General features: G+C 42.8%; 25 protein-coding genes. 10 read left to right on the top strand and 15 right to left on the bottom strand.

Going from position 1 to position 24090, the window contains the following annotated elements:
- Positions 1 to 223 (top strand): IS30 family transposase (locus tag PV403_RS22390; RefSeq protein WP_332086031.1); only part of this gene is annotated, 223 nt, incomplete at its 5' end.
- A 95-nt stretch (positions 224 to 318) separates the two neighbouring features.
- Positions 319 to 594, top strand: coding sequence for a WXG100 family type VII secretion target (locus PV403_RS22395; RefSeq protein WP_332086066.1), 276 nt, complete (start codon positions 319 to 321; stop codon positions 592 to 594).
- A gap of 85 nt (positions 595 to 679) precedes the next feature.
- Here the strand turns inward: PV403_RS22395 and PV403_RS22400 are convergent, their stop codons facing one another.
- The 5 genes from PV403_RS22400 to PV403_RS22420 form a co-directional block, all read right to left on the bottom strand.
- Positions 680 to 949, bottom strand: a complete 270-nt coding sequence (locus PV403_RS22400) for a DUF4176 domain-containing protein (RefSeq protein ID WP_332086032.1) — start codon at positions 947 to 949, stop codon at positions 680 to 682.
- Positions 950 to 964: 15 nt separating this feature from the next.
- Entirely contained in the window at positions 965 to 1687 is a 723-nt protein-coding gene (locus PV403_RS22405; RefSeq protein ID WP_332086033.1) for a hypothetical protein, read from the bottom strand.
- Entirely contained in the window at positions 1688 to 2650 is a 963-nt protein-coding gene (locus PV403_RS22410; RefSeq protein WP_332086034.1) for a WXG100 family type VII secretion target, read from the bottom strand. It lies immediately after the preceding gene.
- Positions 2651 to 2689: 39 nt separating this feature from the next.
- The gene (locus PV403_RS22415; protein WP_332086035.1) at positions 2690 to 3502 is read right to left on the bottom strand and encodes a hypothetical protein; all 813 of its coding nucleotides are present in this window, start codon (positions 3500 to 3502) and stop codon (positions 2690 to 2692) included.
- 115 nt (positions 3503 to 3617) lie between these two features.
- Complete coding sequence (locus PV403_RS22420; protein ID WP_332086036.1) at positions 3618 to 4325, bottom strand: YwaF family protein; 708 nt, start codon at positions 4323 to 4325, stop codon at positions 3618 to 3620.
- A 439-nt stretch (positions 4326 to 4764) separates the two neighbouring features.
- Here PV403_RS22420 and PV403_RS22425 point away from each other — a divergent pair, with 439 nt between their 5' ends.
- Positions 4765 to 6186, top strand: coding sequence for an aspartate ammonia-lyase (locus tag PV403_RS22425; protein WP_213532816.1), 1422 nt, complete (start codon positions 4765 to 4767; stop codon positions 6184 to 6186).
- A gap of 82 nt (positions 6187 to 6268) precedes the next feature.
- Here the strand turns inward: PV403_RS22425 and pruA are convergent, their stop codons facing one another.
- Positions 6269 to 7816, bottom strand: coding sequence for an L-glutamate gamma-semialdehyde dehydrogenase (pruA, locus tag PV403_RS22430; RefSeq protein ID WP_332086037.1), 1548 nt, complete (start codon positions 7814 to 7816; stop codon positions 6269 to 6271).
- 161 nt (positions 7817 to 7977) lie between these two features.
- On the opposite strand from pruA, the gene PV403_RS22435 reads away from it, so the two are divergent.
- On the top strand, positions 7978 to 8901 hold the full coding sequence (locus PV403_RS22435; protein ID WP_332086038.1) for a proline dehydrogenase family protein: 924 nt from the start codon (positions 7978 to 7980) through the stop codon (positions 8899 to 8901).
- A gap of 112 nt (positions 8902 to 9013) precedes the next feature.
- Here PV403_RS22435 and PV403_RS22440 read toward each other — a convergent pair whose 3' ends face one another.
- The 4 genes from PV403_RS22440 to PV403_RS22455 all read right to left on the bottom strand — a co-directional run bounded on the left by PV403_RS22440 (position 9014) and on the right by PV403_RS22455 (position 12083).
- Entirely contained in the window at positions 9014 to 9742 is a 729-nt protein-coding gene (locus PV403_RS22440; protein ID WP_332086039.1) for a hypothetical protein, read from the bottom strand.
- A gap of 90 nt (positions 9743 to 9832) precedes the next feature.
- Positions 9833 to 10534 carry a hypothetical protein gene (locus tag PV403_RS22445; RefSeq protein WP_332086040.1) on the bottom strand — a complete coding sequence of 234 codons (702 nt, stop codon included), beginning with the start codon at positions 10532 to 10534 and terminating at the stop codon, positions 9833 to 9835.
- A 182-nt stretch (positions 10535 to 10716) separates the two neighbouring features.
- The gene (locus tag PV403_RS22450; protein WP_332086041.1) at positions 10717 to 11178 is read right to left on the bottom strand and encodes an AraC family transcriptional regulator; all 462 of its coding nucleotides are present in this window, start codon (positions 11176 to 11178) and stop codon (positions 10717 to 10719) included.
- 227 nt (positions 11179 to 11405) lie between these two features.
- The gene (locus PV403_RS22455; protein ID WP_213532810.1) at positions 11406 to 12083 is read right to left on the bottom strand and encodes a hypothetical protein; all 678 of its coding nucleotides are present in this window, start codon (positions 12081 to 12083) and stop codon (positions 11406 to 11408) included.
- A 127-nt stretch (positions 12084 to 12210) separates the two neighbouring features.
- On the opposite strand from PV403_RS22455, the gene PV403_RS22460 reads away from it, so the two are divergent.
- Positions 12211 to 12756: a DUF6199 family natural product biosynthesis protein gene (locus PV403_RS22460; protein ID WP_332086042.1), complete on the top strand. Its 546-nt coding sequence runs from the start codon at positions 12211 to 12213 to the stop codon at positions 12754 to 12756.
- Between the two features lie 101 nt (positions 12757 to 12857).
- Positions 12858 to 14087: an aminopeptidase gene (locus tag PV403_RS22465; RefSeq protein ID WP_160032419.1), complete on the top strand. Its 1230-nt coding sequence runs from the start codon at positions 12858 to 12860 to the stop codon at positions 14085 to 14087.
- Between the two features lie 175 nt (positions 14088 to 14262).
- Here the strand turns inward: PV403_RS22465 and PV403_RS22470 are convergent, their stop codons facing one another.
- Complete coding sequence (locus tag PV403_RS22470) at positions 14263 to 15138, bottom strand: DUF1835 domain-containing protein (protein ID WP_332086043.1); 876 nt, start codon at positions 15136 to 15138, stop codon at positions 14263 to 14265.
- A gap of 280 nt (positions 15139 to 15418) precedes the next feature.
- Here PV403_RS22470 and ald point away from each other — a divergent pair, with 280 nt between their 5' ends.
- Positions 15419 to 16546, top strand: coding sequence for an alanine dehydrogenase (gene ald, locus PV403_RS22475; RefSeq protein WP_332086044.1), 1128 nt, complete (start codon positions 15419 to 15421; stop codon positions 16544 to 16546).
- A 98-nt stretch (positions 16547 to 16644) separates the two neighbouring features.
- Here the strand turns inward: ald and PV403_RS22480 are convergent, their stop codons facing one another.
- Entirely contained in the window at positions 16645 to 17886 is a 1242-nt protein-coding gene (locus PV403_RS22480; protein WP_332086045.1) for an MFS transporter, read from the bottom strand.
- Positions 17887 to 18021: 135 nt separating this feature from the next.
- On the opposite strand from PV403_RS22480, the gene PV403_RS22485 reads away from it, so the two are divergent.
- Positions 18022 to 18870 (top strand): helix-turn-helix domain-containing protein, encoded by an 849-nt coding sequence (locus tag PV403_RS22485; protein WP_332086046.1) that lies wholly within the window; start codon positions 18022 to 18024, stop codon positions 18868 to 18870.
- Between the two features lie 81 nt (positions 18871 to 18951).
- Here the strand turns inward: PV403_RS22485 and PV403_RS22490 are convergent, their stop codons facing one another.
- A complete protein-coding gene (locus tag PV403_RS22490; RefSeq protein WP_332086067.1) occupies positions 18952 to 19872 on the bottom strand; it encodes a PD-(D/E)XK nuclease family protein in 921 nt (306 codons plus the stop codon).
- A gap of 153 nt (positions 19873 to 20025) precedes the next feature.
- Here PV403_RS22490 and PV403_RS22495 point away from each other — a divergent pair, with 153 nt between their 5' ends.
- Complete coding sequence (locus PV403_RS22495; RefSeq protein ID WP_332086047.1) at positions 20026 to 20739, top strand: serine/threonine protein kinase; 714 nt, start codon at positions 20026 to 20028, stop codon at positions 20737 to 20739.
- A gap of 85 nt (positions 20740 to 20824) precedes the next feature.
- Here the strand turns inward: PV403_RS22495 and PV403_RS22500 are convergent, their stop codons facing one another.
- Positions 20825 to 21277 (bottom strand): SRPBCC family protein, encoded by a 453-nt coding sequence (locus tag PV403_RS22500; RefSeq protein ID WP_332086048.1) that lies wholly within the window; start codon positions 21275 to 21277, stop codon positions 20825 to 20827.
- Between the two features lie 143 nt (positions 21278 to 21420).
- On the opposite strand from PV403_RS22500, the gene PV403_RS22505 reads away from it, so the two are divergent.
- Complete coding sequence (locus tag PV403_RS22505) at positions 21421 to 22245, top strand: AraC family transcriptional regulator (protein WP_332086049.1); 825 nt, start codon at positions 21421 to 21423, stop codon at positions 22243 to 22245.
- Positions 22246 to 22344: 99 nt separating this feature from the next.
- On the opposite strand, the gene PV403_RS22510 is transcribed toward PV403_RS22505, so the two are convergent.
- A complete protein-coding gene (locus PV403_RS22510; protein ID WP_332086068.1) occupies positions 22345 to 24015 on the bottom strand; it encodes a cellulase family glycosylhydrolase in 1671 nt (556 codons plus the stop codon).
- Positions 24016 to 24090: the final 75 nt, after the last annotated feature.

A 24090-nucleotide genomic window follows, 5' to 3' on the forward strand; every position in this document is an offset into this window, starting at 1 on the left:
GAAGGTGTATTTTGCAGATCCTTATTCTTCTTGGCAACGAGGTTCCAATGAGAATGGAAACGGCTTGTTACGAGAGTTCTTTCCAAAAGGAAAAGACTTCGCAGAGGTATGTGATGAAGAATTGGAATATGCCCTCCATCTCATTAACAACAGACCAAGAAAATGTTTAGGATGGAAAACAGCCCACGAATCTTTTGAGTATGAAGTGTCGCACTTGGATTGACAATCCGTCAAGATTAAAATAATTTATATTCTGCTATAACTCATATATAATCAAGGCACATGGATTCTTTAACCTGGAGGAAAGGAATAGTGACAATGGATCAGCGAATTAATCTCCACCCCGAGGAGCTGCAGCAGCTCTCCAAAGAATTTGCTCAAGCTTCTCAGAATGGACAAACCATTATTCAGCAGTTGAATACCATTATTCAACAATCGGATGGACAATGGGAAGGCGACCGGCATAAAGAATTCTACCCGCGCATCCAAGAAAGCCTTTCCCTTGTAAAGTCCTATCTGAAGGGACTTCAGGAAACAAGCACGGAACTTCAGCAGACAGCATCACGCTTCCGCGAAGCAGATCAATCCCACTAAAGATAAGAATCGACCTTCAAAGCAAATAAATCCATGGATCTCAGCTTGATACGGAGAACCATGGATTTATTTATTAGGCATCTAATCAGGATGACTCCTTCAGCCGGGAAGAGAACTGTTCTTCCTCTTCGTCGATAAAGCCGGTAAATACGATCTCTTCAATATCCTCATGATTGAAGGCATACGTATAATCAGGATTGATATAACCTTCCGGATACAAACAGCCAATATAGTCAAACGAACGGGGAGGCTCAGTCATCATCATTTGCTTACGTCCATAAATGACTAGCTTCTTACTCCCTTCTTTCAATCGAACGATCGATCCATTGGGGAGAAGCGTTATAGATTCATTCAATGCAGGAAACCTCCTTTATATATGTTGGGGCGGATGTTTTTCTTTTTCTGGTGAGGACTTACTTCCATAAGTTTGCTTAAGCCAATAATAACGATGAAGCTCCAGAATAAAATGAAACATGACAAAGGCCAGCATGGAGTATACGCACATGAGTACGATTGCTACTGTATCTTCGCTTACAAACATTAAGGAAAGATTGGCGAGCAAATAACCGAGACCCGTTAATGCGGTGAGTGTCACCATGGATATACGTGATCCCTCTTCCCTCTTATTACGTGGTAGCTTCAGTTTCCGGATATGAGTGCGGATGTACTGATATAGCGCAAATCCATAGGCCGCAAATGATCCGAGAGCGTACCAAGGAGTCTCAAACCCAAGTCCCTCATAAGCAAATTTCTGAGTTACGATCATAAATCCAAGCGAACAGACGATACCGAACACACCTCTAAACAAGACATAATTCAGTTGAAGCTTTCGGGGAGCAGCTATTAGGGCCATGGCCCATACATTCATGACAGCAAGCGGCAGAAATAGAATATAGGCATATATCGGTTTATACGGCACGCTCATCACAGGGATGATCAAAAACAGATTAAGGAAAAACAGAACCAGTATCCCTGCATTCAGCCTGATGCCACTCACCGGATACATAGAGAGATAGTCCTGAAACGCCCTCCGGTCGTAATTCGTTCCTTCCCAAGTCTTTCCTTTGGCTTCGTTTTTCTTATGATTCGCCATCTATTTGAACCACCCCGAAACAGTAGACCAGGCTTTTTTGGCACCATGCTTGACGACGTCTTTCAAGGAATCATCCTGCCCATCCTTATCAAGATCCACATCCATCTTGATGCCTTCCGCCAAATAGGTCAGCCCTACCGAGACGCCGAATCCTACAGCACCTACCGCCATTACGGGTGCTGCCGCAGGCATAATAGCAGCTGTCAGGAGTGTCGCCCCTACGGTGGTAGCTCCCCCAACGACAACGTTACCAATAACATCTCCGGCAATCTTGTCAGCGGAAGCATGATTATCTATATTTTCTTTCGTGTCCGTAAACACATCTATACCAACACTTGCCCAACCAAGCTTGTCTTTAAGTGCTGTTTTTGCTCCGTAGAAAGGATCAGTCATAGCATAGATCTCTTTAATTTTAGGAGAGGCTGTTCCGTTCTTGATCGCTTTCTCCATCGAATCTAAATAGTAAATTTTATGCTGCCGCGGACGTCCGTTAACCATCGGATTATTTTGTACTGAACTATAGCTGTCTCGTACTAAGATACGCGGGCTTCTTCGATCCAGATTCTGCGTGACCTTATAACCGTTATGCACCCGATAACCTAAACTGGCCACCGCAGCAGCACCCGTTACCGTTCCCATAATATTACCCAAACCATCGATCGGAGCCATCGGATTAAAACCTGTTAGGCCGAATGTTCCTCCCGATTGATCCTTCTGTTCGAATTGTTCTCTAGTTGTTCTTACGAATTGTGAAAGCTGATTCATGCTCTCGGCTGCGGACTGAAAATTCCGCTGATGGGACTGATACATCCCAATAATGACCTCACGGTTAGATGACTGCCATAATGTACCCGTTAGAGCACTGTGAAGCGAAGAATCTATCTGTTGCAGCTGCTGTGAGACCTGTTCGATCTGCCTTGCGAGCGTGTCCAGATAGGATGACTTCATTACGATCCGACTCATGCTTCTCCTCCTCGGCTTTATTTTTTAGTAGCAACAATGCTAAACCGGGGCAAGTACTTTTAATGTCCCTGCGGCAATTAAGTACAAAGTTTGAATCAGTTCAGGTTCCGTCAAAGAATAACCTTGCATGAGCCTTTCTTCATTCTGAATAAATATCCAGTTTGCAGCTGTACTTCCGATAAAATAGACGGACCGAGAACGAAGATCTGTCCCTCGAATAACCGCGTCAAATGTACCCCACTGCTGAATAGAATGGCAAGATTGCATCAAAGAAGCAACCGTGGATGCGTCTGTCTGCGCCGCTGGGTCGCTCCTCAAAATAGACTCATACGCATTCATATTTTTTGAACCCCATTGTTCCTGGAGCTGTATCAGTGTCGCAGGCTGCAGACAAATACGAACATCCTGTGCAGTGACGTCAGGCAGCTGAAGTTCCTCCCCTATTAGGGATAACAACTCTTTGAGGCTCTCTTGAAATGAAGTAAGTACGACTTTATCTTCAGCTGAACTCCAAATCATACGAACAATCTGGCCACCAGATATAAAAGTATAGGAAACCGAAGATCTGTTTTCTAAACTGCTTGATTGAAGCAGCAGAACTGCACTGCTGTACTTGCAGGCTTGTAAGAGATTCAGCAGGCCGGGTTCAAGCGTAATCTCTTTTTCGGCGGATTGAAGCAGTTCGGCTTCCTCCAGCTGTTTTATCAAATTCTGTTGATCAGTAAATATAACTTCCTTGGATGCATTAGCACCAAAAATAACAGGGAGTGTTTCTCCCTCCGGAATACCCATCAGCTGAAATAATAGTGCTGCTTCATTAACCGTTAATTGATACAAATACGGTAATGCCAACGATTCCTCCTCCTTATTATGAGTACTTAATTATTTTGATTTTTCCGATTTCCATTATAAACCAAATGTTACATGTTTCATATTTCAAAATAAGGAACCCTATCAGCTGATTTGATTACATATTCGTAACTCTTCTCTCCTCTACCCGGTTCACTGCGCCCCAAGGAAGATAGAAGAAAAGTACATACAGCATAAGAAAAAGAATAAGCGCTAGTATTTCTTCCATTACGATATAAAACGGATAGGGACCCAGCAGATCCAGGATAGATGGCGTATCCGGCTTATGTGAGAGGAACATGTAATTCGCTCCTGTCATCTGATTGATCAGCCACACGAAACCGGCCGCCACATTGAGCATGACAAAACCGATCGGTACCGATGTAAATGATAATTTTTCATTCTCGATCCACGACATATAAAGAGCAGACAAAATAATCGCTCCATGGGCGATAAAAAATTGAATAAACCGGAAATGCGGAAAAGCATAAGCTAAGTTAGGGGTGAGCAAGGCAGCCAGTGCTCCGCATATTCCCGCATAAAACACAAAAATATACAGGATTCTGCTTTTTGTGACCAGCATCAGAATCGATAAAATAAGCGTAAGGCTGCATAGTTCAAGCGGCAACGTATTTTTTATATCCCATAGTCCAAATCCTTGATACCATATTTCTAGCGTGAGTTGCGATAATATTAAAATGGCAGCAAGACTCCACCTTAACAGTTCTTTCAGCAGAGGTGATCGGCGTAACCGAAACCTAAATAAGAACAATAATAAAAGCAGCGCGAAAATAATGAGAAGCACAGTAACATGAGAACCTGACATATACTCAAACGTCCCGGCATGAAAGGGATCAAATATAGACAAACCACGTGAGATGAAATACACTCTGCTCCCCCGATCTTTTATTTACATTGGAATAAGTCTCTGAGAGCCAACCGAAGTAACAGAACAGATCATTCGTTTGTTCGCTAAAGGGAATATTACACAAATAATTGATAAATTGGAATCGATTCAGTCCCTTTTTTGTTATTTGACGAAGTATGTATATCTATGAATTAGGCGGTCTGGTATCCTCGTCACTTTGGTAGATTCATTGCATATCATATTTTATAGAGATAAAAAGACTGCGCTTTCATTTTATTTCCAACTTTAGGTCTGATTGATGTATACTATTATTGCTTGGTGGAAAGATGATATTTTACAATAAACTATCGCAAGCTATATTTTACATCATAATAGCTTCCTACTGGAGGGAACGTTTGTGTCTGAAACGGTAAGAGTTGAACGAGATTTTATTGGTGAACTGAGTATTCCTGCGTCTGCCTACTATGGCATTCAAACGATGCGGGCGGTAGATAATTTCCCTATTACCGGAGTACCTATTGAAAAAGAACTCATATTTGCTCTCGCCGCTGTGAAGAAAGCCGCAGCGATGGCTAACATGGATATGAAAATGCTGCCGCCGAAAATCGGAGAAGTGATTATCAAAGCAGCAGAAGAAGTAATGCAAGGTCAACTTCTGGATCAGTTTATCGTTGATTCCATTCAGGGTGGTGCAGGCACCTCCATTAATATGAATATGAATGAAGTCCTTGCCAATCGAGGACTTGAGCTTCTATCTAAAGTGAAAGGCGATTATTTTCACTGTAACCCGAATAACCATGTAAATATGTCCCAATCTACCAATGATGCAATCCCAACAGCCCTGCGGATTGCAGCCTATCGTCATGCAATGACGCTTTTACAGACGATGGAGCAGCTTCACGGCGGGTTTGTCCAAAAGCAGGTAGAATTCGATGATGTAGTCAAAGTGGGAAGAACGCATCTGCAGGATGCTGTTCCGATTAGACTGGGACAAGAATTTGGCGCCTATGCGAAAGTGCTCTCTAGAGATATGGAACGACTTCAAGAAGCGTCCAAACGTCTTCTTTCCATTAATATGGGAGCAACGGCTGTTGGTACGGGGCTAAATGCAAAAACGGCGTATATCCAAAAAGTGACCGAACATCTCGGTGCGATTACAGGCTTACCTTTATATACTGCAGAAGATCTGGTAGATGCTACACAAAATACGGATGCGTATCTGGAGATGTCCGCTGCACTCAAAGTATGTGCCGTTAATATGTCCAAGATTTGTAACGACATTCGGCTTATGGCCTCCGGTCCAAGAGCAGGTTTCTCAGAACTTCTGCTTCCGGCAAGACAACCAGGTTCCTCCATCATGCCAGGTAAAGTAAATCCCGTGATGGTTGAAGTCATGAACCAGATTTCATTCCAGGTCATCGGTAACGATCATACGATCGCGCTGGCCTGCGGTGCAGGACAGTTTGAACTAAACGTAATGGGTCCGGTTATTGCCTTTAACCTGTTACAATCGCTCAAGATTATGAATAACGGAATGGATGTATTCCACCGGTTTGCCATTAAGGAACTGGATGCGAACCGTGACCATATCAAGCGAGTGCTGGATCAAAGTTTCACCATGATTACCGCTCTAAATCCGCATCTTGGGTATGATGTAGCGGCTGGAATCGTAAAAGAAGCGCTTCGTACCAAGCAGACGATTACCTCCATTATTTTAGAGCGAGGACTGCTGACAATCGAAGAGCTCCAAGAAATTATGCATCCGGAACAAATGACGACACCAGGTATTGCAGGTGAACGTTTCCTTCATATGGGATAGCTCACGCTAGAATGAATAGTAAGAAGCCATGTTTCCTCTGTAGAGGGCATGGCTTCTTTTTTACTCGGGTTAGATTAGGAATTTAGTATTTCTCAGAGACAAGTTTGGCTTGTGTGAACAAAAGCAAGTAATCCCGTCCGCCTGCTTTGGAGTCTGTTCCCGACATATTAAATCCACCAAAAGGATGCACGCCTACTAATGCGCCCGTACATTTTCGGTTGAAATACAAGTTACCTGCAAAAAACACGGATCTGGCTTGTTCTAGATGAGTCCGGTTTCTGGAGAATACCGCACCGGTCAGTCCAAATTCCGTATTGTTCGCATACCGCAGTGCTTCTGAGAAGGATGAAGCCTTCGTAAATGCCACGACAGGACCAAAAATCTCTTCTTGCGATACACGCGAAGTAGGACTTACCCCCGCAATAATCGTCGGTTCGATGAAATACCCATCATTAATCTCTGCCTTTCCTCCAAGCACAATCTCCCCTTCTGTTCTTCCGATCTTGATGTAGTCTTGAATTTTTCGAAAAGCATGCGGATCAATCACCGGTCCGACGTTTGTCTCCGGCTGCAGCGGGCTGCCTACTTTGAGTTTCCGAGTAAGCTCAATGACCTTGGAAAGCACTTCATCATATACGCTCTCATGAATAATCGCTCGTGAGCAAGCAGAACACTTCTGACCTGCAAAACCAAATGCGGAGGCAGTAATGGCTTCTGCCGCGGCAGTGAGATCACTCCCTTCATCTACGATAATCGCATCCTTGCCGCCCATTTCCGCAATCACTCGCTTCATCCATCTCTGTCCGGGGGCTGTTTTTGCAGCCCGTTCATTGATCCGCAGCCCCACTTCTCTTGAGCCTGTGAAACTAATAAACCGGGTCAGTGGATGATCGACAAGGTAGTCACCGATTTCGCTCCCCGCCCCGGGTATGAAATTCACAACCCCGCTTGGTACCCCTGCTTCGATCAGGAGCTGTACAAACTTTGCGGCAATAACGGAAGTCGTACTGGCTGGTTTCAACACCACCGTATTGCCCGATACAATAGCAGCCGTGGTCATGCCTGCCATAATCGCAAGCGGGAAGTTCCAAGGGGGAATGATCACTCCTACCCCCAGCGGCACGTAGTATAGCTCATTATCTTCCCCTTCAATATGAACCAGCGGCTGCGGCTGCGCTAGACGCTGAGCTTCCCTGGCGTAGAATTCCATAAAATCGATGGCTTCTGCCGTATCTGCATCTGCCTCCCCCCACGTTTTCCCCGCCTCATATACCATCCAGGCAGAGAATTCATGCTTTCTCCGGCGAAGCAGTGTTGCTGCTTTGAATAAGTATCTCGCCCTCTCCGTGAAAGTCGTATAGCGCCAATGTTCAAATACCGCTTGGGCTGTGACAATCGCTTGCTCTGCCTGCTCCTCACCCGCCTGAGATAAACTCCCAATCACCTGATCTTTCTGGGAAGGATTTATGGAGATGGCTTTTGTTTTGGTCTCCATTTCCTTACCGCCAATGATCAGCGGATAATGCTTGCCAAGTTCGGATTCAACCAGCCTTAGCGCATTTTTAAACAATGTCTGATTTCCTTCAGCACTAAAGTCAGTAAAGGGTTCATTTTGAAATGGAACGGGCATATTTGTTCCTCCTTCTAATTACTGGTCAGGCTTGTTCTCAATTGGCTAGCGTGTGAGCACCCTGCTTTGTTGTAAGCGAAATGAGAAGAGTTCTGTATTTCATATGTATTCATCTTGACTTTCCCCCATACATATGAAACGTAGAAGGAGAGTTGATACCCATGAAAATTGGAACCGAACTATACCGAAAAACCTTGCTCACCGTCTCCGGTAATCCGCTGGTGGAGAAGTTGACCTTACGATACGGCAAGTCCTTGGCGAGAAAATTCATTGCCGCAAGTGATTTGGAAGGAGCCATTGAAGAAGTAAAAAAACTAAACAGTAAGGGAATCATGGCCACATTAGACCATTTAGGGGAAGGAATAACAAAGCTTGATCAAGCGTTGAGCTATCGTAACGAATACATTCGGCTTATCAAAGCAATTGCGGACTCTCGGGTAGAGGCGAATGTATCTTTGAAACCAACGCAAATGGGTCTCGCTCTAGATAAAGAGATTGGTTATGAACATATCCGTGCCGTGGTTCGGGAAGCAAAATACCACCGGAATTTTGTCCGGATTGATATGGAAGATTCGCCATACACGGATGCTACTTTAGAAATCGTATGGAAGCTCCACAAGGAACAGTTAACGAATGCAGGCACCGTCATTCAAGCTTACTTGTACCGTTCGGAACAAGATGTAGAGGATTGTATAGATCAAGGCATTCCCCTCCGGCTTGTAAAAGGAGCTTATAAGGAATCCTCTTCCATCGCCTATCAGAATACGAAGGATGTACTCTGGCAGTACAAACGAATCATCCAGATGCATCTAGATCACCATGTCTACACGGCTATCGCTTCTCATGATGACAAGATCATAAGATGGACGAAACAATATGCTCTCGAACATGATATTCCGAAGGACCGTTTTGAATTTCAAATGCTGTATGGACTTCGTATGCAGGAACAAGTGAAACTAGCAGAGGAAGGATATCGGGTGCGATGTTATGTACCTTACGGAACGATGTGGTATCCCTATTACACTAGGAGACTCGCAGAAAAGCCAGCCAATTTAATGATGGTACTAAAAAATATGGGAAGGTAAGTCATGGATATTTTTAAAATGCGGCATAACAAAAAGCGTACGTTCTCCCACAAACTGTACGCTTTTTGCATTCTCTTCATATAAATTTCTTTTATTTCATGACTCATTTCTACTATTTATCTCCAGAATTTGAATGTAACTCTTCATTTAATTTTCGATCCAACTTCTCATTTAAATTTTCGTTTAATTTGTTCAGTTTCTTAAAATGAGGCTCTAATTGTCCTACTACATGGGGTTTAGCAAGTTCTACAGCATATATAGAATTAATAGAAGAAGTATGGTTTTCTTTAAGAATATCAAGTGTTTTCTCCATAGAACGCAGTTCATCGGCAAGTAATCGTAAATGTTCACGTGCCTTATCATTAATAATTTTGGGGGAAGATTTCCAATAATCATAACTAATCGATCTTATAACCCACCATATCCCGCTGTCAGCTGACAGATATATATTAAATTGTTCCTCCGTATTCATGACCGTATGATTCACGACAATTTCAGGACTTCCATTTTCCGAATAGTCGTCACTGAATTCAATAAGTGCCTGCAGTTGCTCATCCATATGTGCTACCTCTTTTTTAGCGGTTTCAATAAGCTGCACAACTTTGGTAGGACTTTCGTCTTTTGCTGTATTGCTGATCGCTTCTAATGTTTCAGCTAGTGGGATGACAGAATCTATATTCTTCAATATGTACGCGAAGCCAGAATCATTTTTCATTTGATACCGTGACTTTAGATTGTCGTACTTCTCTTCAGACTCTTTATATACCATCGTAAAAACTACTGTATTCACACCCAAAAGTATGATTAATCCGATAATCGTAAATTTCGATACCTTTGACATCGTATGATTTTCCTTTCTGCATAAGACTATCTTGTAAAATCTGTAGATTGATCAACGATAAAGAAGTCTGTGATCTGACCGTCGTTGTCCTTATCCAGCAATCCTCAAATCCGAATAAAAATCTTGGTTCAATTTATCTATATTTAGAATAAAAGGCTGTATTTCTTTTAAAAGATATCTTTTTACGTTACTTGGATAATTTGAAGAAGAAGCCATCGAAGTTGCCATCTCTTTTGATTCGGAAAGTTTTTCATTCATAGATCGCAGCTCACCTGCTAACGATAATAAATATTCACGAGTTCTATCATCTATTAATTTGGGATTCGATTTCCAATAACCATAACTAATGGTTCGAATGGGATTCCAGGTCAATCTATGAGTTAAAAAAGATAGATCTGGATCATCAGATTTTGTATCCGTTTCTCCACCCGTATTCATATATTCCTCAATAAATTTATCATTATACCCACTAAATTTTATAAGCAGAAATAACTGCTCATCAATCTCTGTCGCTTGAATTTTGGCAGTTTCAATGAATTGTTGAACATTAGCAGGTCTCTCATTTTTCTTCGTGTTGCTTATAGATTCTAATGTGTCGGCAAGTGGAATGGATGATACCGTATGTTCCAGTATGTATAGAAAGGCAGTATCATCCTTTTCTTTGTACAAAGACATCAGAAGTTCATGCTTTTGGTTATTCTTTATTTCGGCATCTTTATATACCCTTGTGTAAATCATTGTGATTACACCCAAAAGTATAATAAATACGATAATGTATGATTTCTTTGACAACTTGTCTTCCTCCTGAGGTAAATTTACCCTGTTAAGGCTAACTTATTATCAGCCAAAAACAAAGCCAATATTTTCTATATCATTACCTATTCATTCTAAGAACGAAGCACTTTTGTTTACTAAAATGCAAAAAAACCGAGACAAGATAAGCTCTTGATCCCGGTTTGTGTAACGTGGATTATTTAATTTATATCGGTTTTTACAGGCACACATATTTCGCAATAATCATCCAGGATCATATCACCCTTGTATCTTTCAAGCACGGGTTTGTTATCCATAAGATATCCTCCGCTCTGTATCGCAGGGAAGATTTGATTCCAAGCTTTCTGAATATCTTCTGCTGTATGTTTTATTTTAAAAATAGCATAGTCACCACAAGGCAGCTCACTTTCACTAATGATATTATTCATTTGATAATCTCGGGGGATGACAATGCAAGCATCATATCGGCATTGTTCAGGAGGCGTTGTTTCGGGATTATCCTGTGAAATTCCGAACAGGACCGCAGATTCAGTAAGCAGATTTTCTTCCTTTGCCCACTCCTTTAATCTTTGCATTCCCTGGTTGTTATCAGAACCATATGGGCCTACTTGTCGTACATAGGCAATGCGAACACTTGGCAGAGTCTCAATATCAAAATTCATTTCTTCTTTCCTCCTCTTTCAACTATATTAGGTGCATTTCGAATGCTATCATGATATAAAAATTTATTCATATGTTTTTTTGAATGAATTGAATTTTCCTAAAGCCTGGGGGCTGATTACATCCACTTAAGTACATAGGTAAAATAAAAAAAAGACTGCAGGCAACTAGTTTAAACTAGTTTGTCTACAGTCTATTGCACACCTCATGTAAGAGGTGCCCTGTCATTTTAATACCAGTCAGTTAATCGGGTTTGATCAAAATCAACGCCGTACACCACATCATTTTCTATGATCTTCCAAGATTCCGCATTGACTACACAATGAATAAATGTAGATTTAAACACTTCAATCGTTGCAGGTACGGCCTTGATGACTCTTTCGATCGGTGAACCTTTGCCTGAATGGAAAGCTTCCACAGCCACTTCATTCGCTGCATTAGAAGCGAGGTCAAAGCAACCTTGTAATTCATTTATTATAAATTGATCCAAATGGTTTGGAAACTTCATATATGCATAGATCGTTAGTTCAGAGTCACGTCTTTTTAAACAAGGGTAAGTGAATTTCACTTTGCCAAATGGGGTTTTAAAAGCATTTTTACATGCTGCAATTTTAAATTCTGGAACTTTGATGGCAAATAACCTCTTATTGATCTGTTCTATTTCCGTTAATGGCTGAAGGGCAGGAAGAACGAACTCACTTTCATTAGGTACCAATTCATACTCGATATGTTCGGGGTCTGGCGTCGTGATAAAAAATTGCGGCATCGCCGCCTGAAGTTCTTTTTGAATATCAGAAGGCAGATCAATCAGATCAACTGCATCTCCGTGGTCTTCCACTTCCTCATAAGGAATCGGTTTATCTGATCGATAAAAATTGTAGGCCCACTGCGCTTTTATACGGTTCATGTATATCCTCCTCGTGCTTATCTCTAGGCTAATGTATGCACTCTCGACGCCGTATGTGAATGATGTACAGATAGATGGTTTGCTATGGTACACTTAAGCAGAAGGAAAAGATAGGAAGTGTTATTATTTGACCGGTTTTATTGGATTTTTGTTCATCATTTCAGGACTCATTGCAGCAATCTCTCCTTATTCAGCATGGTATTTATCTTATGGTTGGAGATTTAAAGATGCAGAACCGAGTGAGTTAGCATTAAGTACAGAGCGAATTGTCGGCATTGTCCTCGTAATCGCCGGGTTTATTACGGTGATATCCAGCTGTTCTGCGGGAAGCGCGGATCGAAATTGGCCAGATCAATTCAAAGAGAAACTTGCTGCAGGCGAGGTTCAAGAAATATCCATTGGTTTCGTAACTCCTGTAACCCTGACAACTGAAGAAACAACCGAAGTGGTCCGTATGATGGAGGAAGCAGAACTCATACCTATGGATTCAAGTAATGTGTATGGGGCAAACAATTCGGGTTTCATTAAGTTCACAAATCAGACCACTGTAGAAATCGAGTTTTTCGGTAATTCTGGCAGGATTGAGTTACACCCAAATCATATGGATAAAATATATATCATTGATAGCGAAGATCTAGAAAAGTGGTATACGGCGAATTATTCAAACAAGTAATCGTGCAAAACTGTTGCAAACTTTAACTCATTGGTAAATAGCGGTACACTAGAGAAGAGAAATGTAGTAAAACGGATCGCAAAAAAAGGAGATGGCCCGATATGGATTTTCAAACCAAGCTAAATAATTATGCAGAACTACTCGTGAAAGTCGGGGTAAATGTACAAAAAGGGCAAACCGTCGTCCTGAACATATCCATTGAATTACCTGAACTGGCTCGTGCTATCGTCAAAAAAGCATACGAAGCGGGTGCCTACAAAGTGAAAGTCAACTGGTCAGATGATGAAGTATCCCGTATTCACTATGATATGGCATCTGAGGAGTCTTTCCTGGATGTACCAAAACATACAGCAGCAGAACGTATCGAACAAGCAGAGAATGGTGCTGCTTTTATTACAATCAAGTCCGATGATCCTGATCTGCTCGCAGGTGTATCTTCTCAAAAAATCATTAACGCGAACAGAACACTCAGCACGGCACTGACACGTTTCCGTCAGCTGACTCAATCCTTTAAGGTAAGCTGGTCCCTTGGAGCTGCTCCTTCTAAGGGATGGGCTGCTAAAGTATTCCCTGACCTGCCGGAAGATCAGCAAATTGCGAAGCTATGGGACGTTATTTTCCAAATGGTGCGTGCCGATCAGCCTGATCCGGTTGGTGCTTGGGAGAAACATATCGCAACACTCAAAGAAAAAAGCAATTACCTGAACCAAAAACAATATAAAAAGCTGCGCTACGTTGCTCCAGGTACAGATCTTACGATGGAACTTCCAGAGAATCATATCTGGCTTGGCGGTAATAAGGAAAACGAAAAAGGCGTCTGGTTCGTACCGAACCTGCCGACAGAAGAAGTCTATTCTGCTCCGCTGCGTACAGGTGTGAACGGAAAAGTATCCAGCACGAAGCCGCTCAGCTACAGCGGGAACATCATCGACAACTTTACGTTTACATTTGAAAATGGACGTGTCGTTGACGTGACGGCAGAAAAAGGGGAAGAAACGCTGAAAGGTCTCGTTAACATGGACGAAGGCGCTCATTATCTCGGTGAAGTTGCCCTTGTACCGCACCATTCTCCGATCTCAGACAGCGGAGTCCTTTTCTACAAAACACTGTTCGATGAGAACGCAAGCTGCCATCTCGCGATCGGAAGTGCCTATTCTGCATGTATCGAGGGTGGAACCGAAATGACTCCTGAGCAGCTGAATGAGCATGGTCTGAACACGAGTACAGTTCACACCGACTTCATGATCGGCTCTGCCGAACTCGATATCTATGGTGTTACTGCGGACGGAACAGAAGAACCTGTATTTAAAAAAGGAAACTGGGCGTTTTAATTCACGCACATAACAAAGAAGAGGTTGTTCCTATTCACCGTATGGTGATTTCGGGCAACCTCTTCTTTTTATTTCAACACCCTATACTTCAATATTTAACAATGTAAGGGACAATACTTTATTTAGAAAGGAATTGTTCTCAGACTCTTTCGCAATCCATAGTAAAGTGTATGATCTACACTCTGGATAGCCCCGCCTTCGTTAGAGAGATCGATGCATTTTTAAAAGATGCTCCCCCAGTTGTATCGGCCTTGAAATCCTCTACTCCCTCTAGCATAATCAGAGGCTGAGATCGTTCTGCCATTGTACGGAGCACATACCAAAATTCCAAATCGCCCATGCCCAATTGATGAAGCGTATTGCCTACTTTACGAAATAGACCATCAGGAGAATGCTCTCCAGCAGCAATCTCTTTCATTACCTCCCGCTCCACACTCCCTATTCCATCAGGTTCTGACGACAGGCGAGAAAGGTAAGCAAGATACGCTTCTTTTGCAAAAGGTAAAGCCGAGGTATCGCCGTCCAATAACTGCCGCAGCTCATCTAAATCTCTTGATGCGTATGCTTTCCATAGTGCATCACCTAGCTGAAGTTCCTTGCTGCTTACCAATTGCCACGTACCGGATAGTGTCAGCAGCTGTTCAGTCGTTAACTGACCTAAGCCGCGGAACCGCTCAATACCTGGAAATTCGCCAATCGTAAGCAGATTAAGCTTCGTATTCCCCAGATCTTGATGAGCGAAAAAGGACAACAGATAACAAAGCATCGTCTGATCGAATAGATCATGTTCGAACCATAATACTACCTCGTCGTATTGCCGGAACTTAGCAAGTTGCTCTTCCTGCTGCTTAGAGGTCATCCTATATTGTTCAGCTGGAATGCCTAAATTCTGCTCTAAGTACTTCGCCCGCACAGTGAGATGAGCATCCGTATTCATCTCCTCGAATACAGGTCCAACCGTATAGATCTCTCTCCAGACCAGAATATCACCTTGTAACGACCCTTGCTTCAGCTTCTCTGCAACGACATCTCCATTCACAATATGCAGCATTTTTCTTCCTCCCTCATACAAGCTTGAAATACAGAGCTTTTGATAACTCACCGCATGGGCCATCCCGCTGAAATATCGCACGAGCTCCTAAAATGCTTCCGGGTCACCCTGTTGCACCTTTATTATCCGTGATTGCAAAATGAATCTCCTCTCCTGACGTCATTCTCCTGCTAGTTTTCTAAATAATAGACATTATATAGGATGCATTTCCACACCCTCCCACATAAAATTGTAATATAGCTACCACACATTATGGAATCTTATAAATGAGGTGATTCCCATGATTATTGGAGTACCGAAAGAAATAAAAAACAATGAAAATCGTGTTGCTCTCACCCCGCAAGGAGCGGCTGAATTCGTTCGCAAAGGACATCAGGTTTACGTGGAATCTAGTGCAGGTATAGGCAGTGGATTTACGGATGCAGAATATGTTGCTGCAGGTGCTGAACTGACGGATGTAACCTCTGTCTGGAATCAAGCGGACATGATTATGAAAGTAAAAGAACCTCTAACCAGTGAATATGGATACTTCAGACCTGGGCTTGTTTTGTTTACCTATCTTCACTTAGCGGCCGAGCCTTCCCTAACCCAAGCGCTGATCGATAGTGGCGTTACCGCCATTGCTTATGAAACGATCACGGCAGGTGGAACACTTCCGCTGCTCACACCGATGAGTGAAGTGGCAGGCCGTATGGCTGCGCAGATCGGTGCACAGCTGCTTGAGAAAAATAAAGGTGGAAAAGGAATTCTCCTATCCGGTATCCCTGGTGTAAGCCGCGGGAAAGTAACGATTATCGGCGGAGGTATTGTAGGAACAAATGCGGCCAAAATCGCCATCGGACTTGGAGCGGATGTTACGATCATCGATTTAAATGTAAATCGATTACGAGAATTGGACGATCTGTTTGGGAACAGCATTCACACCTTGATATCTACGCCAGCAAATATTGCTGATGCGGTTGCTTTTTCTGATCTGCTGATCTGTGCGGTACTCATTCCTGGCGCAAAAGCTCCTCGTCTCGTTACCGAAGACATGGTTAAACGCATGAGCCCAGGTTCCGTTATTGTCGATGTAGCGATAGACCAAGGCGGCATTGTGGAGACCATTGATCACATAACTACTCATGATAACCCAACGTATGTTAAACACGGCATCGTTCATTATGCTGTTGCGAATATGCCTGGTGCGGTCCCTCGTACTTCTACCCTCGGTCTTACCAATGCGACTTTACCCTATGCACTGAAGCTCGCAGACCACGGAGTCCTGGAAACGTTGAAGCTTGACCCTGCCGTACGTGCCGGACTTCATGTTTTCCAAGGACAAGTTACTTTCGAAGCAGTAGCAAGAGATTTAGGTTATGATTATACGCCGGCAGACAAAGCGATCACTAATGCATCTTCAACTTAATAATGCTGTCTTTACAGAAAAAAAGAGATTGCTCTCGTAGAATTCTACGTAAACAATCTCTGATTTGTTTCTGCTATCGAATCATTATATCCCCTATTTTACGATGACATGTGTGTCCCGGAAGCAGAAAGTTCTTCTTCTCTCATTAGAGTACTTGCGTTCATCTGCATTCCCTGTTTACGATCTAGACGATGAGACACCGCAGTAATCACAAGGGCAATGAGCGTAAACCCGGCGGCTACCCAAGGTAATGCCCTAAGCCCGCTAATATCAATCATTAAACCGCCTATAAAAGAACCGATCGCTATCCCCAGGTTATTTGCTACCGGCATGAGTGAGGTCGCGAAATCCTTTGCTTTTGGAACATACATGTAGGCAAGATCGATTAAATACAGCTGCGTGGAAGCATTCAGAATATAGGAAGTCAGCGCAATAAGAATCAGACTAATTAATCCGATGACCGGCAGTGCAGCCGTCAGCCCGAATAGAATAAAAATAACGGCTTGCAGGATAAATACAATCCTCAGCTTTCCTACATAATCCCCGGAAGCAATTCTTCCGCCAATTAGATTACTTACAATCGTAACTAGACCATAGGCGAATAACACCGTACTGAACAAGCTGCTTGGCAGCTGCATGACCTTACCCATGATCGGTGTAATATAGGTAAATACGGTAAAGATCGCTGCGGTACCCATGGCCGGAATAAAGAACGCAAGCAGGATCCGATAGTTAGTAAGGAGAACGAACTGTTCTTTCGCCGATACATTCACGATGGGTATATCTCTCGGTATGTAGATCCAGTTCAGTAAGAGGGCACCTGCCCCAAGAATGGAAACCAGAATAAATGTGGCTGGCCAGTCAAAATGTTGACCTACAAGGGTACCGATCGGTACACCAAATACATTTGCAATCGTAAATCCGCCAAGGATATAGGAAATTGCTCGTCCACGCCTTGCTTTTTCCACGTAATCACTTGCCACCGAAATGGCGAGCGATAAAGAAAGTCCGCACAAAATGGCAGTCACTACCCTCGTCCCCATGAGGAACGCAAAAGAGGTAGAGACCGCACTCAGCATATTTAGCACAATAATGAGCGTAATTCCTGTTAATAGAAGCAATCGTTTAGGCAAATGACCTAAGACACTCAGGATAAGCGGTGTCCCAATCGCATAGGCAAGCGCAAAACCAGAGATCAAAATACCTGCTGCTGCAAGTGTTACCCCAAAATCACCTGCAATTTCACTTAAAAGCCCCACGATGACATATTCCGTCGTTCCCAGAATAAATGCCATGAAAGTGAATGAAAATATCAATCCTTTTTCCTTTGGATATGGCATGGTTTTCTCCTTTATGTATCTAAATCTGTTCTTCATACAGCTTACGGCGGTAGTCTTCGATTCACAATGAAACATATTGCTCGTTTTTGTTACAATGTTATATATCTTGCTATTTTAGAGAGGAACGGATTACAAATGACTGACATGAATGCGGGGATAACCGGAACCTATACAGTAGAATTGGATGATCGCCTGCTGTATACAGGACACGTGAGCAATAACCCGGGCTGGCAGTTTCCAAGCCATAAGCATGAAGATCTGTTTGAGATACTGGTCATTAAAGAAGGAGAAGGCAAGTTCACCATTGGAGATATAGAGTATGATGCAGCCGAAGGTGACATCCTTATTTACAATAAAGGGATTCTCCATGCCGAGAAGTCTTCCAAAGACAAACCCATATATATTTGCTATTGCGGCTTTCACTCCAAAAAGGAATGGATCATTCCGCCGGATCGTGACCCTGTTATTCGTGCTAACAGCTATTCCGCTGAAATGATCACCCTGATGGAACTCCTATTCGAAGAATCTACGATTCGGGACGAAGGGCATGAACAGATCTGCCAGCACTTGCTGCAGTCGATCCTACTTCTTGTTTCTCGTATGCTAAGTAAGCAGACCCGTTCGCCAGACACCGGCAGACAACAAATAGTCCTTGATATTAAAGAATATATAGATATGAACTATACCCAGCCTCTGACTCTCAAAAAAATGGCTGACCATTTTAATATAAGTCCGTATTATTTCGCTCATTTATTTAAAAACCGTTACTCCACCTCCCCCATTCATTACATGATTCAGCGAAGGATGGGAGAAGCAACACGGCTCCTTGTACAAACAGAGATGAAAGTATGGGAAATTGCCAAATTAACAGGATACGAAAATGCGAATTATTTTTCCATACTTTTCACGAAAGTGGTAGGCATGTCCCCTCGTCAGTATCGCGATAACCATAAGAAAACTTTATCTTACCCCTCCAGAGAGTAGCCCTCTTGCTTCGCTGTAGGTAGAATAAACAACGACATCGACATACCAAAAAGACACTGGACATCATCCAGTGTCTAGTCACTACACCGCCCGCGAGCTGCAGATTTCACGAAAATTACATTCTCCGCATACTCTTCTTGACGGCATCGGTGTAAAGAAAGAGATGTCTTTGGGACGATTATAGTAATCATCAGCAAGACAGGATTTCATTTCTTCAATATATCGTAAGGTCGATGCAGATACTTTATCAATATCTTGCTGCGTAGCCTGATAGGTTTCACACTCGCCTGTAAGCAGATATTCAACTCGCATCTCGATGTGTTCGTACGGAACATTATAGTGCTCATGAACATAAAGCGCATAGAGATATAGCTGATCTGTAAAATCATTCTCTTTGCCAGTCTTCCAGTCTACAATGACAATATGTCCCTGCTCATTCCGGTACAGGACGTCCATCTTCACGTACACCCTCGTATCATGCAAAATCATATGATCCCATTTCTCGATCTCCATAATATGGGCCGCGCCGCTCTCTACTTCTTTCCATGTTCTCGTATGATACAGCTTGTCAACAACCGTTTGTATACGGGACTTAATAGAAGAAATTCGGTCTTTCAGCTTGTCATCTTCATCATAATAGATTTCGGATAACATGGTTTGATATTTAGGACGAAGATGCCAGCCGGTCACATCTTGCGACTCTTTGTACGCCTGGTTAAGCAGTTCTCTCATCTTTTGGTATAAAAAAGAAGCCTCCGGAACCTTGCGTTCCTTATCCCAGCTGCGAATCACGGACTCGCACATCTGATGAGCCAGATTCCCAAATACGAGATAAAGATTGCTGAGCTGTTTTAAACGGTAGGTCTGGACTTGGTCCGGTTCTGCCGTCTCTAATTTCCACCCATTATGAGAACCGTAATAATGGTAATAATATTTACGAAGACAATCATCAAATATGGCGGCTCTAGAACCAGAGTATGACCAAGGAGGATACGTTGTTATCATAAGCATCTTCTGCCTTTCTTTGCAATCTGTCATCGCTTTGTTGTATTGTATTTTATCATAGAATAGAAACAGAAACCTACGGCGGCCTACTCCTGTTTACACCGTTACTAAACAGAACAGGGCTCGAAATATGAAGGGGTTGTCACGTACATGGATCGTTACCCAAATCACTATTTGGAATTACCCGATCTAGAGAAAATTGATTCTCTCTTGAGTCAGGTTGATATCATCGGCAGCGATGATAATGAACTTGTGAGTATTACAAATCAAGCTGCTGGTGTATATTGTATCGGCGTTGGAACCGACGCAGCTGTATTTACAATCGAAGCATATCCGCAATTTGCATTTAAAATATATTCTCCTGAAGCGATGGAGAAGAAGACGATTGAAAAATCAGTCTACGACCGGCTTGCCGGTTCTCCCTTTTTCGCTGTCTGTTATGGAGAAGGTGATCGTTACCTGGTGCTCAGTATGGAAACAGGACCTACACTGGAAGATTGTCTTATGGAGGGAATTCCCGTTCCTGAACAGGTCATTCTTGATGTAAAAGAAGCCCGTGCGTATGCGGTAAGTGTAGGGCTTAACCCGAGAGACATCCACCTAAAAAATGTACTGAATCAGAATGGACGCGCCAAAGTCCTCGATGTTTCTGAATATGTAAAAGAAGGGGATGACCAGCGGTGGGATCATCTCGTTTGGGCTTATTACCATGTGTATCCACGGTTTAACCAGGTTAAGGTCCCGCGGTGGGTAATTGATACGGTTAAAAAGTGGTACCATCGCCGCAATAAAGCCTCGATGAATCTAGAAGATTTCGCTGCACGAGTAACTCGTTTATACGATAAAATGTCACGTAAAAAATAATTTTAAATCCCTGTAGCAAAAAGACTCCCTTACTTGGTTTAAGGGAGTCTTTTTGGCGCATATCGCAGGAGCATGTCCTACTAGATCAAAAGCCGAAATGTAATGTCTTTCCTGTCTCTGCGAGGGTTTTAATGTTACTAAGAATCATCCACCAGTGACTCTTTGTACTTTCGTAAGAGGGATGGTTTTCACTCCACTGATCATTAATTAAAGTCAGCTTCGTGCAGTCCCCAACCGGCTCAAACAGATACGTCATTCGTGAGGCAAGCTCCTCGTGATTCTCCTTGTAAGACGGACCCGGATGTTCTAAGCAGCTAAACTTAACTCCAGGTTCATATGACAATACCTCTCCATATAGATGAATGGTCCTCTCCCCGTCCTTTCCCGGACCTACATATTGAAAGGAAGACCCGGTCTCAAAAGAGGATTCAAGCGTACATCCATAGAATATTTTCTTAGTATTTTCAGGCTGAAACAGGGTATCCCATACTTGGTCTGGGCTTGCTCCAATATAAAACTCGTAATGCAAAACTTCCACTATAAATCACTCCCTATCTCATTTTTCACACAGCAGTGTAGTCCGCTTTTTGTCGTTATTTCTTTGAAGTTGTACTTCCATCTTACTCGCTTGATCTACTAAAAGTATTGTAAAAACGCGACTCTTCGCTGGAGGAGAACCTTATGTCTAAATCAATAGATCAGCGCTCTCTCGGCCTGCTTCATCATGAATACGGCAAGCAGCACTTTACTCTGAAACGTTACCATCCTCATGAAGAACTCAGCCGGTTTATTAAACATTACTGGATCGTAGAATGGAACCTCCCTCCTGGAGACATGTTTACTCAAGATGTCATTCCTAATCCTTGTGTAAACTTGGTCATTGAGCGAGGACGCACCTTCTTTTTTGGTCCTTCATCTACGAAGTATGGTCATCAGCTAAGAGAAGAAGGCTGCGTATTTGGCATCAAATTTAAGCCGGGCGGCTTCTATCCGTGGATTCAAAAACCGATCATGGGTTTAACTCATGCCCCTATTCCTGCTGAGTCTCTGCTTCCACACTCTAATCAGGAGCTGGAGTCTATATTTCTAAACAGACAGGTATCCCATAATGAACTTGTCCAGCAAATGGATCAGCTGCTCCTTCCCTTGCTGCCGTCTGTAGACGAGATGGGTCTCGAAGTAGAACGTATTACGACCTATATACAAGATCATCAAGAAATCACGAAGGTAGATGATGTGTGCACTTGTTTTCAAATCAACAAACGAAAGTTACAGCGTCTTTTTCAGCAATATGTCGGTCTGAGTCCCAAAACAGTCATACGACTCTACCGACTACAAAATGCAGCAGAAATATTAGGCCAGGGAGACACTCTCCAACTTCTGAAGCTAAGTATGGATCTTGGCTATCACGACCAGTCTCATTTTATTAAAGACTTTAAAGCCGCTGTTGGAACGACACCAGAAGCTTATGTACGCAGAGAACAAAAGAGGGTCACCCGGTCCTAGCCGGTGTGACCCTCTTTGTTTTTTCTGTTACTGCGCATTTTTTGTTAAATCTTTTACTGCGCGTACTTTTTGTTATAATCTGTTACTGCATACCTATAGTTACATTACCGTCCCTGTAATACTTGTTCCGCTTTTTTTAATTTTATAAGAGATAACCTCTCCGCTCCAGAAATGGAATTTTAAAATCACTTCTCCGTCGTTTACTTCATTGAAGAAATCGGGTTTGAGCGTGATTTTTCCAGAATCATAAGAAGGACTGAATGTATATTCGAACTCCTTATAGGAAGTCCAGTTCTGCGGACCTGCGTTTCCTCCACTCGTATAGACCGCTTCCATCGTAGCAAGCAGATCTCCGTTAAAAGCAGTAGGAATGGCAAAATCACTCGTTGTTCCTTGTTTATTTTGCAGCTGAGGTTTCGCGTTCACGATCACCCGGAAGTTCCAGTCTGCACCCTTATTGAACTTGGCTTTGATCACGGCATTAACCCCATAGTTCCCTGATGAAGTCAGCTTCGTTAACTGGCTAGCTTTTATCGTAAGAAGCTCGCCGCTGAGCGTGTAATCTTGACCAGATACCAGCTTTTGCCCATTCACACTCAGTTCGCTAAGCGTGTTGCCGTTAAGACTCAGCTGAATTTTCTTGTCCTCTACTGTCGCTCCTTTTTTCACGAATATGAGATCGGATGCCGCTGTAGAAGAACGTGTTGTAACTCCTGCTTTAATTGTGTTGTAGAGATCTTGGTCTGACCAAGTATAAGCCGTTCTGCTAAAGTGCTGTCCATTATCCCACAGCATATGTGTAATGTTCTTCTGTTTTAAGTAATTTGTAAGATATTCAAAAAATTTAAGTTTTTCTCCTTGTTCAATGACATTCGTATTTTTGTCAAAACCAAGGAGCCCATACTCACCTACAATGACAGGAATTCCTTTTGCAACAAAAGTGTTATAAACGTTATCAAAAGTTTGTTTAATGTCATTCTGGGAGTCTGTCTCAAAGCGTGTATATCCAGCAATGTTTACACTAAACGGCCAAAAGCCGTAGTAATGAACTGTCGCAATAATATTCGTGTCATTCAGCTTGGAGATTGTACTGTACAGTGCACTCATTCGCTCCTGAGTTGGTGATGCCTCAAGTGTTGATAACACGAGCGGACGTGCCGCATTTCCCCCTCCAGACTGACGGATAATCTTATGGAACGAAAGATTCAGCTCCTCTAGCATCTGTAGTTGCTTCTGCTCATCCGTTGTTCCGCCGTCGGTGAAGCGGGGTTCATTCACACTTTCAAACATTAGCTTGTTCGACGAATTCTTGAAACGATCGGCAATTTGAGTCCATATTGCATTGTATTTGGCTAGAACCTGATCATGATTTTTCTCCATATGGCTGATCCAGACCCAAGAATCGTGATGAACGTTAATCATGACGTAGAGTCCTTCGTCCAAAGCCCACTGCGTCACTTCCTGAACACGGTTTAGATAGGAAGCCTCTATCGTATAATTCGGTGCTGCTCCGATGTGGGAATCCCAGGTCACTGGAATTCGAATACTTTTGTACCCCTGTGCTGCAATTTTCTGAATTAATTCTTTCGTAATGCGTGGGTTCCCCCAAGCAGTCTCATCCGCACCTACGGCATCCAAAGAGTTTCCAAGGTTCCATCCGGGCTGCATATCACTTACATAGGACTGAATACTCGTGGCTGCTTGTACCTTATCCATTTTCAAACTAGAAGCAAACAAGGAAAAGACGAGAGTAAATGCCAGAGATAACATGAGACTGGATTTCCATTTTCGATTCAACCTTATACATCTCCTTTTCGTTTGTAAATTTGTAAGCGCTTACCAAAA

Origin of the sequence: Paenibacillus sp. GYB006 (assembly GCF_036577645.1) — a bacterium.
GTDB lineage: Bacteria > Bacillota > Bacilli > Paenibacillales > Paenibacillaceae > Paenibacillus.